The sequence below is a fragment of the Bradyrhizobium diversitatis genome, from assembly GCF_016031635.1.
GTDB lineage: Bacteria > Pseudomonadota > Alphaproteobacteria > Rhizobiales > Xanthobacteraceae > Bradyrhizobium > Bradyrhizobium diversitatis.
This window is the reverse complement of the sequence record NZ_JACEGD010000004.1, coordinates 118,102-131,338: the sequence shown is the minus strand read 5'-3', so window position 1 is coordinate 131,338 and position 13,237 is coordinate 118,102. Positions and strand designations below refer to the sequence as shown.

11 protein-coding genes are annotated in these 13,237 nt (G+C 65.4%); 1 reads left to right on the top strand and 10 read right to left on the bottom strand.

Going from position 1 to position 13,237, the window contains the following annotated elements:
• The first annotated feature begins 134 nt into the window (after positions 1 to 134).
• Positions 135 to 1,028 (top strand): LysR family transcriptional regulator, encoded by an 894-nt coding sequence (locus H1B27_RS04890; RefSeq protein ID WP_028181570.1) that lies wholly within the window; start codon positions 135 to 137, stop codon positions 1,026 to 1,028.
• A gap of 171 nt (positions 1,029 to 1,199) precedes the next feature.
• On the opposite strand, the gene H1B27_RS04885 is transcribed toward H1B27_RS04890, so the two are convergent.
• From H1B27_RS04885 to oxlT, 10 genes are all read right to left on the bottom strand, one after another.
• Positions 1,200 to 3,530, bottom strand: a complete 2,331-nt coding sequence (locus H1B27_RS04885) for a PAS domain-containing sensor histidine kinase (RefSeq protein WP_197965197.1) — start codon at positions 3,528 to 3,530, stop codon at positions 1,200 to 1,202.
• Between the two features lie 226 nt (positions 3,531 to 3,756).
• The gene (locus H1B27_RS04880) at positions 3,757 to 5,130 is read right to left on the bottom strand and encodes a cation-efflux pump (protein WP_197965196.1); all 1,374 of its coding nucleotides are present in this window, start codon (positions 5,128 to 5,130) and stop codon (positions 3,757 to 3,759) included.
• 220 nt (positions 5,131 to 5,350) lie between these two features.
• Positions 5,351 to 6,310 (bottom strand): zinc-binding dehydrogenase, encoded by a 960-nt coding sequence (locus tag H1B27_RS04875; protein ID WP_197965195.1) that lies wholly within the window; start codon positions 6,308 to 6,310, stop codon positions 5,351 to 5,353.
• Between the two features lie 25 nt (positions 6,311 to 6,335).
• Complete coding sequence (locus tag H1B27_RS04870; RefSeq protein ID WP_197965194.1) at positions 6,336 to 7,331, bottom strand: NAD(P)H-dependent flavin oxidoreductase; 996 nt, start codon at positions 7,329 to 7,331, stop codon at positions 6,336 to 6,338.
• A gap of 342 nt (positions 7,332 to 7,673) precedes the next feature.
• Entirely contained in the window at positions 7,674 to 8,324 is a 651-nt protein-coding gene (locus H1B27_RS04865) for a hypothetical protein (RefSeq protein WP_197965193.1), read from the bottom strand.
• A 55-nt stretch (positions 8,325 to 8,379) separates the two neighbouring features.
• A complete protein-coding gene (locus tag H1B27_RS39795; protein WP_035718272.1) occupies positions 8,380 to 8,583 on the bottom strand; it encodes a hypothetical protein in 204 nt (67 codons plus the stop codon).
• A gap of 381 nt (positions 8,584 to 8,964) precedes the next feature.
• Positions 8,965 to 9,753 (bottom strand): fumarylacetoacetate hydrolase family protein, encoded by a 789-nt coding sequence (locus tag H1B27_RS04860; RefSeq protein WP_197965192.1) that lies wholly within the window; start codon positions 9,751 to 9,753, stop codon positions 8,965 to 8,967.
• Positions 9,750 to 10,769 (bottom strand): 2-dehydropantoate 2-reductase, encoded by a 1,020-nt coding sequence (locus H1B27_RS04855; protein WP_197965191.1) that lies wholly within the window; start codon positions 10,767 to 10,769, stop codon positions 9,750 to 9,752. Before H1B27_RS04855 ends, H1B27_RS04860 begins: the two co-directional genes overlap by 4 nt.
• A 298-nt stretch (positions 10,770 to 11,067) precedes the next feature.
• Positions 11,068 to 11,496: a CBS domain-containing protein gene (locus H1B27_RS04850; RefSeq protein WP_061883316.1), complete on the bottom strand. Its 429-nt coding sequence runs from the start codon at positions 11,494 to 11,496 to the stop codon at positions 11,068 to 11,070.
• A gap of 176 nt (positions 11,497 to 11,672) precedes the next feature.
• Entirely contained in the window at positions 11,673 to 12,995 is a 1,323-nt protein-coding gene (oxlT, locus tag H1B27_RS04845) for an oxalate/formate MFS antiporter (protein WP_197965190.1), read from the bottom strand.
• Positions 12,996 to 13,237: the final 242 nt, after the last annotated feature.

The window sequence follows — 13,237 nt, the reverse complement described above, 5'->3', positions numbered from 1 at the left end:
TCCGATCGATTGGCAAGTGCGATCACTCGATTTCAAATCGCAATGAAGACCGTTCCCGCAGGCGGTTTTTGCGTGTTGCGGAGGGGTGGGCGTGCTAGCTTGCATGCCACCACAGAATTCGAAGGGATAACCGGTTGATCGACAAGCTTGAACTGCTGCTGGCGCTGGCGAAGGAGCGGCATTTCGGACGCGCGGCGGAAGCCTGTGGCGTGACGCAACCGACGATGTCGACCGGGCTGAAGCAGCTCGAGGAGATTCTCGGCGTGATGCTGGTCCAGCGCGGGTCTCGCTTCCAGGGATTTACCCCGGAAGGCGAGCGAGCGCTCGACTGGGCGCGGCGGATCGTGGGTGATGCCCGCGCGATGCGCGACGAGATCAACGGGCTGAAGCATCAGCTCTCCGGCGAGATCCGCATCGCCGCGATCCCGACCGTGCTCGGCATGGTCGCCTCGCTGACGACGCCGTTTCGCGCCAAGCATCCCGAGGTGCGCTTCCGCATCCAGTCCACCACCTCGTCCGAGGTGCTGGGGCTGCTCGAAAATCTCGAGGTCGATGCGGGGCTCACCTACATCGAGAACGAGCCGATCGGCAAGGTGCGCACCATTCCGCTCTACAACGAGAGCTATCGCCTGCTGACCGCGCCGGATGCGATGTTCGGCGACCGCGAGACGGTGACCTGGAAGGAGGTCGGCCAGGTGCCGCTGTGCCTGCTGACGCCCGACATGCAGAACCGCCGCATCATCGACCGCGCATTGCGCTCGGTCGGCGCGGAGGCGACGCCGACGCTGACCTCGAACTCGCTGCTGGTGCTGTTCACGCATGTGAAGACGGGGCGTTGGGCGAGCGTGATGCCGGCCAAGCTCGCCGAGACGCTCGGCCTGTCCGATACGGTGCGCTCGATCCCGATCGTCGACCCCGAGGTCAATTACAGCATCGGCATGGTGATCCCGCAGCGCGACCCGATGACGCCGCTGATCGCTGCGCTGGTCAATGTGGCGCGGGAAGTGGCGCCGACGCTGCAGTTGTAGATCGAGCAAGCGCCTCGTCCTTCGAGACGCCCGCTTCGCGGGCTCCTCAGGATGGGGCTCCGTTGTATCGGTGTTCGCTGAAGCTGCTGCCGCACACGCAGACCTCGTCCTGAGGGCCCGCCGCAGGCGGGCGTCTCGAAGGATGGCCTCAGGCGAACGTCCCGCCGTGCGCTAAGCCGCGGCCGATATCCCGGACGCCGCCTTGATCGCGTCGCGCGGCAGGGTCACGCGGACGACGGTACCGACATCGATCTTCGAACGCAGCCGCATCGAGCCGCCGTGGAGCTGCGCCAGCGAGCGGGCGATCGCGAGGCCAAGGCCCGAGCCGTGATAGGTCTTGGTGAGCTGGCTCTCGACCTGCTCGAACGGGCGGCCGAGCCGCGCCAGCGAATGTGGCGCGATCCCGATGCCGGTATCGGCGATCATCAGCACGATCCTGTCCTCGAGCTGCCGGCTGCGCACCACGATGCGCCCGCCCTCGGGCGTGAACTTCACGGCGTTGGAGAGCAGGTTGACGATGATCTGCTTGGTCGCGCGGCGGTCGGCGACGACGGAGATGGGTTTGGCGATGTCGGCGTCGAGCATCAGGCGCTTGTCCTGCGCGCGGCCGGTGACGACCCGCAGGGATTCTGCCAGCGTCCGCGACAGGTCGAGCTCTTCCATGTCGAGCTTCATGCGACCGGCTTCGATCTTGGACATGTCGAGGATGTCGTTGATGACCTCGAGCAGATAGTGGCCGCTGGTCAGGATGTCCTGGCAGTATTCCTGGTATCTCTCGCTTCCGAGCTCGCCGAACATGCCCGAGCCCATGATCTCGGAGAAGCCGATGATGGCATTGAGCGGCGTCCGCAGCTCGTGGCTCATATTGGCCAGGAATTTCGACTTGGTCTGGTTGGCTTCCTCGGCGCGGGTCTTCTCGCGCTGGTACTTCTCGGCGAGGTCGGCGAGCTCGATCGCCTGGCGCTCCAGCGCGGCCTGCGAGCGCTTCAGGTCGATGACGGTGGCACGCAGGCGCAGGTCGTTGTCGACCAGCTTCTGCTCGTGCTCCTTGATGCGGGTGATGTCGGTGCCGACCGAGACGTAGCCGCCGTCCTTGGTGCGGCGTTCGCTGATGTGCAGCCAGCTGCCGTCGTCGAGCTGCGCCTCGAAGGTGCGCGCCCCCGGGCCTTGGGCGGCGGTCTCGTTGTGGCGGGTGCGCACCTCCGGCATGCGGCCGACCTCGAGCACGGTCTCGTAGGAGGTGCCGGGAATGACGGCCGTATCGGGCAGCCTGTGCAGGCGCTGGAAGTGCGAGTTGCAGAGCACGAGGCGATCGCTCGCATCCCACAGCACGAAGGCCTCCGGAATGGTCTCGATCGCGTCGCGCAGGCGGAGGTCGGCTTCCACGGTCCTTTCCGCGAGGCTCTTCTGTTCGGTGATGTCGACGGCGATCCCGATCAGGTGCACGCTGTCATCGGTTGCCCCGCGCGTCTTCTCGCAGCGCACGCGGAGCCAGATCCAGTGGCCGTCGACATGCTGCATGCGGAAGGTCTGGTCGATGTGGTCGATCTCGCCGGAGATGAGCTGGTCGGCGATCGCGAACAGGTCGATGTCGTCGGACTTCACCAGCGCGTTGACCTCGCCGAAGGTGAGGAGCTCGTGGCGGCCGTCGAGGCCGAGCATCGAGAACATCGACTGCGACCAGAAGATCCGGCCGCGCGACAGATCCCAGTCCCACAGCCCGCAGCGGCCGCGGTTGAGCGCGGTGTCGATGCGGCCGCGCACGGCGTCGTTGATGATGTCGCCCTCGCGGGCGCGGGTCGACTGCCAGTGGAAGGCGAAGCCGAGGATCAGGACGACGAAGCCGGTGGTCGCCGACAGCGTGACCGAAAGCGCGGCGTCCGAGCCCCAGATCGGCTCGTTGCGCTCCTGGATCACGGTGACGAAGCCCGGCAGCGACTTGATCTGCCGCGAGGTCGCCATCGCTGCGTTGCCGCTCGGCAGCGTCAAGTCGGAGACGTTGCCGTCGCGTGGCGGCGCCGTCATCAATTGCGCGGCCGTGATCGCGTCGAGCAGGCGGTCGTTGCCGACGGAGTCGTTGTCTGCAGGGATGCGGGCGAGGATACGGCGGTCGACGCCGGCCGAGGTGACGATGACATGGCGGCCCGAGGCCGTGCCCCAGGACGGGATCAGATCCGGCAACAGCGCCTGCAGGCTCTCGATGTTCTTCAGCCGTTCCTGCCGCACCGTGGTGAGGCGGTCGATGCGCTCGGCGAGCAGGTCGGCGAGGGCCGAAATGTCGTGGCTGATCACCAGCCGCTTCTGGCGCGTCTGGTCGACCACCTGCACGAACGCGCCGAGGCAGATCGTGATCAGGAATGCGATGATGAGTGTCGGCACGGCGCGGCGCAGCGCCGGCTCCGCGATCAGGAGCCGATGATAGGCAGGTTTCGCGATCGATTGCGCCAATCCCTTGATCGAATCGGATTGGACGCATGCGTTCGCGGCGTCTGCACGCGACATGCCTTCGGCCCCCTGAAAACCTGCTTGCAACTGAAGCTCGGAAGCAGCCCCACGTCGCTTCCGAATCACACTGATTTGAATCCAGTTTTCGCGGGCTGTCGAGAGTCAACGAATCGTTAACGCGAAATTATTCTTATCCAACATGCAGTTTGTGCATCGGGTGGCGGCAAACTCGCGTGCGCGAGGAGTCCGAAACGAGAACGTGTGACTCCCGCTGCGTTCTGCGTCACGCACGCGGCGGTTCGGCGTGACTGATCACGCGCTTCACGCTCGGGAACGCACGCCGCAACGCGCGCTCGATCGCGTCGACATGCTCGTGCACCTTGATCACGCTCATCGACGGTGCCGCGCGGCAGTGGAAATTGACGATCTCGCCGGCGTCGGTGTTGCGGACACGCACATTATGGATGTCGTGGATCTCGCCTTCGCCGGCGAATTCGGCCAGCGCGGCGGCGATGGTCTGCACCCGTTCCGGTGCGGCATCGACGCCGAACGGCAGTTCCGGTTCCAATGGCTCGATGTGAACGTCGACCTCGACGTCCTCGCCGAACTCCTCCTGGATGTTGCGCTCCAGCGTGTTGGCGACGTCATGGGCGGCCTCGAGCTGCATGTCGGCATCGACCTCGAGGTCGATGCCGACGATCAGCTTGGCGCCGAGATCGTGCACCGTGACGTGGTGGACGGCGAGGGCGGAATTGCGCGCGATCACCATGATGCGGTCGCGCACGGTCTCGTTGTCGCGCGCGACGGGCACGGCGGCGAAGGTAAGGTCGGCATCGCCGAAAGCCTTGGCGACGGCAGCCTGCGCGTTGCGCTTGATGTCCTCGACCCGGTCGATCGGATAGGTCCGCGGCACCTTCGCGATGGTATCGATGAATGTGGTCGCTCCGACCATGCGCACGCGCAGCCGGTCGACGTCGATCACGCCCGGTACGCCGCGGATCGCGGCGGTGGCCTTCTCCTGCGCGCCTTCCGGGGCGCGGTCGACCAGCGTCTGCACGGTGGAGCCGGCCATGCGCAGCCCGAGCAGGGCGATCATCACGGCAACCGCTGCGGCCGCCGCCGCGTCGCCCCACCAGAAGCCGAGGCCGGCGAGGATCAGGCCCACGATCACGGCGAACGAGCCCATCACGTCGGAGGCGAAATGCAGCGCATCCGCCGCCAGCGCCTGGCTCCTGGTCTCCCGCGCCGCGCGCTGCAGGGCGCGGGCGCGCCAGAGATTGACGGCAATGTCGAGCACCAGCACGACGAACGGCACGGCCGAAATGGTCGGCGGTGGGGTTCCCTCGCTCAGCCGGCTATAGGCCTCGACCAGGATGCCGCCGGCAAGCACGTAGAGCAGGGCGGTGACGCCGAGCGCGGAGACGCTTTCCAGCTTGCCGTGGCCGTAATGGTGCTCGTCGTCCGCGGGCTTGTCGGACACCCGCACCACCGCCCAGGTGATGATGGTCGCGACCAGGTCGATCGAGGAATGCAGGGCCTCGGAGATCAGCGCCAGCGAGCCGATCGCGATCCCGACCGCGAACTTGGCCACCGCCATGCCGCCACTGGCGAAGATCGAGATCGCGGCGACCGAGGTCTTGTTGTGCTGAGAGGCCATGGCGGGGATTTAGCAGGGCGTGGGTGAACATCAAGCGACGATCCACAGCCGTAGTCGCGAGTGACTTGCAGGAGCGTATCCCCCGACGCCGTCATGCCCGGGCTTGGCCCGGGCATCCACGTTCTTCTGCGTAAGGGGTAAAGACGTGGATGGCCGGGTCAAGCCCGGCCATGACGAGAGGAGAGAGCGTCGCTCCGCTCTTGTCTCACTGCCACAACCCTCACAGCGTCACCACGATCTTCCCCAGATGCCTGTTCGCCTCCATGTGCTCGAACGCCTGATCGATATCGTCGAACGCGAACGCCTTGTCGATCGGCAGCTGCAGCTTGCGCGATTCCACCGCGCCCCAGACGTCCTTGCGAACCTCCTCGAAGATCTCCCGGACCTCCTCGATGGTGCGGGTGCGGAAGGTGACGCCGACATAGTCGATGCGGCGGGCCGCATGCAGGTCGAAATTGAAGTCGGCGTGGGTGCCGCCGAGCCGGCCGACATTGACGATGCGGCCCTTGATCTTCGTCGCGGCGAGGTTCTGGCTCGCGACCTTGCCCGAGACCTGGTCGACGATGAGATCGACGCCTTCCCCGTTCGTCGCCTTCAGCACCTCGTCGACCCATTGGGGATCGGAGCTGTCGATGGCGAGATCGGCGCCGTCCCGGCCGCGGCGAGAGGCATCGGTCGACGAGCCGATCACGAGCTTTGCGCCCTTGAGCCTGGCGATCTGCATCGCCATCAGGCCGACCCCGGAGCTCGCGCCCTGGATCAGCACGCTCTGGCCTGGCTGCACACCGCCGACGGTGACGACGGCGTTGTGCATGGTCGTGAGCGCGACGGGCAGGGTGGCCGCCTCTTCGAAATTCATGTTCGAGGGGGCGTGGAATAGCCGGCCGTGATCGGCCAGCGTATATTCGGCAAAGGCCGCGCCGCCCGAGCCCATGATGCGGTCGCCGACCTTGACGCCCTTGGCATTCGGCCCAAGCTCGGCGACCTCGCCGGCCCATTCCATGCCGAGCACGGTGCCGACGCCGCCGGCCGCCCCATGGGCGTGCCCCTTGCGCATGCCGGTGTCGGCCCGGTTCAGGGCGCAGGCGCGAACGCGGACCAGCACCTGCGAGCCCTTGGGCTGTGGTTGAGTGACATCGGAAATCGTAGCGCCGCCAGGGCCGTAGACGTAAGCCTTCATGAATTGCTCTCGCTTCTTGCGGTGATTATTCCGCGGCTTCACGTTGCGGATGAACGATCATTTCCTCCAGCCTGCCGCGGATGATCGCTTCCGCCTCGCGCACGATGCGGGAGACCAGTTCGGCGCAACTCGGGATGTCCTGGATCAGGCCCTGCACCTGGCCGGCCGACCAGATGCCTTCGTCGGAATCGCCGGTGGCATAGACCATCTTGCCGCGGGCGCCGGCGACGAGCTCGCGGATGTCCTCGAACTTCGCGCCCTCCTTCTCCATGGCGACGACCTTGCTCGAGATCGCGTTCTTCGCCACACGCGAGGTGTTGCGCATGGTGCGGAAGATCAGCTCGGTCTCGCGCTCGTCATTGGCGACGATCTTCTCCTTGATGAGCTGGTGGATCGGGCTTTCCTTGGTGGCCATGAAGCGCGTGCCCATGTTGATGCCGTCGGCACCCAGGGCCAGCGCCGCGACGAGGCCGCGGGCATCGGCAAAGCCGCCCGAGGCGATCATCGGGATCCTGATCTTGTTGGCGGCGGCCGGGATCAGGATCAGGCCGGGGGTGTCGTCCTCGCCGGGGTGGCCGGCGCATTCGAATCCATCGATCGAGATGGCATCGACGCCCATCCGTTCGGCCGAGAGCGCGTGGCGCACGCTGGTGCATTTGTGCACGACCTTGACGCCGTGCTTTTTGAACTCGTCGACATGCTCCTGGGGCTTGTTGCCGGCGGTCTCGACCACCTTGATGCCGCTCTCGATGATGGCGGCGCGGTACTCGGCATAGGGCGGCGGCTTGATCGCGGGCAGGATAGTGAGGTTGACGCCGAACGGCTTGTCGGTGAGGTCGCGGCAGCGCGCGATCTCCCTGGTCAGGTCCTCCGGCGTCGGCTGGGTCAGCGCGGTGATGAAGCCGAGCGCGCCGGCATTGGCGACCGCGGCGACCAGCTCGGCCCGTCCAACCCACTGCATGCCGCCCTGGACGATCGGGTGCTCGACGCCGACGAGTTTGGTGAACCGTGTCTGCAACATGATGTGTTTCCCCCTGCCGGCATGGCGCGCTGTTATCGGTTGATGGCCGGAGGATGCCGCCCGGGGTGGCAAAAGTCTATGAGCGGGGGTGTGCAGTAGGGGCGGGGCGTCATGCGGGCGGCGGGGCAGATTCCGCGAGGCGGATAATTCGGATGGCCTCGTGTCCCGGACGCGCTGCAACGCCCAAAGCGCGTCGAAGACGCGCGTGGACGCGCTTATGGCGTTGCGGCGCAGAGCCGGGACCCACATTTCGCGAATGCTTTGAAAGATGGCCCCGGCTCTGCAGCGGATCGTCGAAGGGACGCTGCGCTGCGTCCGGGGCACGGATAACTGAGACTTCGGCTACTCCGCCGACAGCCGCACCATCTGACGGCCGCCGTTCATTTCCTTGAGGTGGTTGACGAAGTTTTCCGGGCGTTGCCAGCGGTTGGGGACCTCGAGGCCCATGAACTCGGCGATGTCGCCGATGAAGCCGGTGCAGTTCATGGTCTCGGCATTCCACACCGGTGAGTTCGCCTGCAATTTCTTGATGTAGGCGAACACGCGCTTGGCGTCCGCTTCGTTCAGGTAGACGCGATAGCTCGCGGTCAGATATTCCGGATCGAGATCGCCGTAGCTCGCGCCGGTCTCGGACGGCACAAAGGTGATGTGACCGAGCACGTAAGCGAGCGTGTCGCCGGCCGGCGTGAGCCCTGCGACCTCCACGGCGCGCTCGCTGGTCTTGCCGTACCAGACGAAGGCATGGCCCCAGCTCGCGGCGGTACGCGCGCGGAAGTCGACGTAGTAGGGGCCTTTCTCCGCGCGCGCGACGGAGCGCCGCGTCGATTGCGGCTGAGGTCGCGAGGCGGTGTCGGCCGTGGCAAGCGCGTTCGCATCGGCAGCGCCCTTGTTTGCCTGGTGGGCCGAGGCCGAGGGCGTCGTGCACGAGAGCATGGCCGCAAGAGCGAAGCCCGCGAGGATGCAGGATCCGGATCGATCAGCTTTGTTCGTCACGCGATATCCCTCGACTGTCGGCTGCTACGCAGATCTGCGCGTATTCCGCTGCGCGTCAGTAGCGCGCTGCGACCGGGCCGGGCGCCTTGCCGATCGGGGCTTTTCCAACCGGGCTCTTTCCAATCGGCATCTTTCCAATCGGCGCCTGTTCGGCCGGATAGGCCGGCACGGGCTGCCGGCGCGGCAGATCCGCAGCGTTCGCAGCCGTCGCCAGAGCAAGCGTAGCACCGAGAGCAAATACAATCTTCTTCACAGTCATATACCCCTGAAGGTTTGGTCCAAACACGGCACCGCCGTGCCCCCAGACACGGCTCACAAAAGGGCGGCCGAATGCGTCCAAGTTGCGGCAGGCACGCGACATGTTGGCGGCATATGTCGAGCGCGCGCAGATGTGATGTGTCCGAATGCTTCGGAGATGTAGACGCGCCTCAGGCTATCGTTTCCGGGAGATGTTCGAGCGCATCTTGTCGGCGAACCAAACCACGAAGATCGCAACGAACGAGAGAGCGAAGTAAAGGGCCGTCCACAAAAGCGCATTGCCGGCATTCGTCATGGCGTCCTCCCTTGCATCAGAGGAAAGGATACCGGTGGCCGCGACGGCCGATTTGCGCGGGATCAATTTTGTTGCGCTGCGGGGCGGTTACAGCCGAAACTCGTTGGTCAGCTCGCCGATGCCGTCGATCGAGACGGTGACCGTGTTCACCGGCTCCTTCATCACGCCGACGCCGACGGAAGTGCCGACGGCGATGAGGTCGCCGGGCAGCAGGGTCATGTCATGGGAGATCCTGCTGACCAGCTCCTGAGCGCTGAAGATCATGTCCGAGATCGGATAGTTCTGCCGCTCCGCGCCATTGAGGATGGTACGGACCACGAGCCCGGCCGGATCGATGCCGGTCGCGATGACGGGTCCGAACGGGCCGTAATCGTCGATACCCTTTGCGCGGGCCCATTGCGGGAAGGTGGGGTCGCGCGTCAGGATGTCGTTGGCGGTGATGTCGTTGACGCAGGTGTAGCCGAAGATGAAGCTATCCGCTTCTGCCGGCGACACGCGCGCGCAGGCCTTGCCGATGACGATGCCGAGCTCGCCCTCATAGGTCGTCTTGCCGTCGTAGGAGGACGGGCGGCGGATCACCGCACCGGGGGCGGCGATGCTGGTGGTGGCCTTCAGCAGATAGAGCGGCTCCGGCGGCTCGGGTTGGTTGAGCTTTGCCGCCAGCGCGTGGAAATTGTTCCAGAGCGCGACGATCTTGCTGGGCGCGCAGGGCGCGAGCAGCTCGACCTCCGACAGCGACAGCATCTTGCCGGTAGCGGTGCTGCGGCCGAACATCTCGCCTTCATGCACGCTGATGCCTGATGGGCTCAGCGTGCCGAAGCCGGTCGCGCCATTGCTCCGGAAGCGGAGCCACTTGTTGATCTCGCTCGCCATCATGCCACCGCCAGTGCGCGCGGATCTGATGGCGTCGAGACGCCGTCATAAAGGCCGGCGATGCGGGCGCGCTGGGTCACCATGGCCAGCACTGAATCGAGCGCAGGCGTGGCGATCCCGGTAAGGCGGCCCATCTCCTGCACCACCGTGACGAGCGGATCGATCTCCATCGGGCGGCCGCGCTCGAGATCCTGGAGCATCGAGGTCTTGTGCGCGCCGACCTTGCGGGCGCCCTCGATGCGGCGCTCGACGTCAACGCGGAACTTGACCCCGAACGTCTCGGCGATGGCTTGCGTCTCCACCATGATCGCGCGGGACAGTGCGCGCGTCGCCGGATCGGTGCAGATCACGTCGAGCGTGGCGTGGGTCAGCGCGCTGATCGGATTGAAGCACACGTTACCCCACAGCTTGAGCCAGATTTCGTCCCGGATGCGGTCGAGCACCGGCGCCTTCAGCCCGGCGGCGACGAACAGGTCGGCGAGACGCTGCACGTCATCAGTGATCTCGCCGGACGGCTCGCCGAGCGGAAAGTTGTTGCCGTAGACGTGACGGATCACGCCGGGCGCCTCGATCTCGGTGGCGGGATAGACGATGCAGCCGATGGCGCGCTCGGCGCCGATTTCGCGCCACTGCCGCCCGCCGGGGTCGATGCTCTCCAGCGTCGAGTTCTCGTATTGCCCGCCGTGCTTGTAGAAGTACCAATAGGGAATGCCGTTGACGGCCGTGACGATGCGGGTGTGAGGCCCGAGCAGCGGCCGCATCTTCTCGATCACGCCGGTGATCGAATGCGCCTTCAGCGTAATGATGATGAAATCCTGCACGCCAAGCTCGGCGGGATCGTCGGTGCAGCGCGGATGTACGGTGTGCTGCTCCTCGCCCGCGAGCAGCGTCAGGCCGCGCTCGCGCATCGCGGCAAGGTGCGGGCCGCGTGCGACCAGGCTGACATCGGCGCCCGCACGCGCGAGCTGTACCCCGAGATATCCGCCGATTGCGCCGGCGCCGTAGATGCAGATCTTCATGAAATCCTCGCGGAACCAAGATTGGGGAAATGGCTCGATCGGTCGTGACACAGGTTCGCGGCACCTCTCCCGCTTGCGGGAGAGCAAAGGCCGCCTTCGGCGGCCGTTCTTGAGAACGCCGAAGCCGAGCTTCGGCCTTGGCGCCCCGGGCGATGCGAAGCATCGTCCCGAGCGCGGCGGGTGAGGGTCTCTCCTCTTGAGGAGTCTCGCTTGGCGGAGACAGCCCTCTCCCCAACCCTCTCCCGCAAGCGGGAGAGGGCGCGCAGCTGTTCCGTGACTGAACGTAAGGCGAGCTCTTTTAGGCTGCCGCTTGCGGCGTGCCGTTGAGGGCCTCGTCGACGGCCGCGGCGATGTCGCGCATGCTGATGACGGAGATGAGGCTGTAATCGTCGATCACGGGCAGATGGCGGATGTGATGACGGTTCATCAGATGGCGGACGTGCTCGATCGGATCCGAGGAGGTGCAGGATACGAGCTGCTGCACCGAGACCAGTTGCGAGACTTTGACATTGACGGCGTTGGTGCCGTGCTCGGCGACGGCGCGCACCACGTCGCGCTCGGTGAACATGCCGACCGCGGTGTTGCCCTCGGAGCGGACCACGTCCTTCACCACCAGAGCACTGATGTTGTTGGCGCGCATCAGCTTGGCCGCGATACCCACCGTTTCGTTCATACGCACCGTGACAACGCGCGGCGTCTTCTTGCGCAGAATGTCTCCGACCAGCATTGCAACCTCCCTGGGTGAGTGACGGGAGAAGTGTGGTATACATAATGCCAATCGTCAAGCGCTGGATTTGGCTGATCCGAAAAATCTTGCGACAGTCATACTGACGTTTGTCGTGGGCCAAAAAGAAAAGGGACGCATCGCTGCGCCCCTTCTCAAGCATGCAATCTGTGTGATGCTTACGCCGTCTCGGTTTTGGCAGTGCCGGTGGCGGCGCCGGTGCTCTCGGCTTCCTTGCCGAGGATGAAGGAGCGGCGCAGCGGCTTGATCACGAGCAGCGCCGTCAGCGCCGCCGTTGCGTTCAGCGCCACCGCGACCACGAACACGGCCTTCCAGCCATAGGCGGTGGAGATCACGCTTGCGAGCGGGACGAGCAGCGAGGCCGTGCCCTTGGCGGTGTAGAGCATGCCGTTGTTGGTGGTCGCGAACTTCGCACCGAAGGTGTCGCCGCAGGTCGCGGGAAACAGCGAGTAGATCTCGCCGAACACGCCGAAATAAACTGCGGTTGCGAGCACGAAGATGGTCGGCACGTGGCCATAGGCCGACAGCGTCAGCAACATCAAGGCAGCGGTGCCGAAGGCGATGAACATGGTGGGCTCGCGGCCGATCGTGTCGGAGACCCAGCCGAAGAACGGACGCCCGAAACCGTCGAAGATGCGGTCGAGCGAGATCGCGAACGTCAAGGCCGCCATCTGGAAGCCGGCGAGCGTTACCGGACTATTCGCGATCCTGTAGTCGTGCGCGATCGGGGCGATCTGCGCCGCGGTCATCAGGCCGCCCGAGGCAACCATCACGAAAACGAGATACATCACCCAGAAAACAGGGGTACGCAGCACCTGCGGCGGCGTGAAGTCGATCTTGGTCTGCGGCAGATTGAGCTGCTTCTTCTTCGGCGGAATCGAGATCTGCGGCGGCTGGATGAAGAAGGCGAGCACGAACACGACGACGCCCTGGGCGATGCCGAAGGTGAGGAACGCGTGCTGGTAGCCGCTCGAGGCGATCATGCTCGCGATCGGCACGATCGTGAGTGCGGCACCCGCGCCGAAGCCGGCGGCGGTTGCACCTGCCGCGAGACCGCGACGGTCGGGAAACCATTTCAGCGCGTTGCCGACGCAGGTGCCGTACACCGCGCCCGCGCCGAGGCCGCCGATGATCGCGGCTGCGTAGAGCAGGGTGAGGCTATCGGCGTAGGAGTTGAGGATCCAGGACAGCGCGATCATCGCGCCGCCGAACATGACGACGATGCGCGGGCCGTATTTGTCGACGAACCAGGCCTCGACTGGCACCAGCCAGGTCTCGGTGACCACGAAGATGGTGAAAGCGAGCTGGATCGCGGCGCGTCCCCAATGATGGGCGGCGTCGATCGGATCGACGAACAGCGTCCAGCCATATTGCAGATTGGCGATCATCGCCATGCAGACGATGCCCATGCCGAGCTGGAGCCAGCGGAAGCCGGTGCGAAGCGGCGCGGCGGTGACGGCGCCATCCGGGCTGGAAATCATCAGAACCTCCCAACGCGCCCGTCTGTCGTACATCAGATTGCCAAGATGACCTGATGTCGCAAATGTTGTGTCTTATCGTCGCAGGCGTCGTTCGGAGATTGGTATACGATATTCCAGATTGCAAGTCCTATCTTGGCTCGGCGTTCACAAAATGCGGCGGGGTGGCCGCATCCAATCGCGGCGGTCTCCTGCCAAACGAAAACGCCCGGCCGTGAGGGCCGGGCGTCGGTCTCGCGTGAACT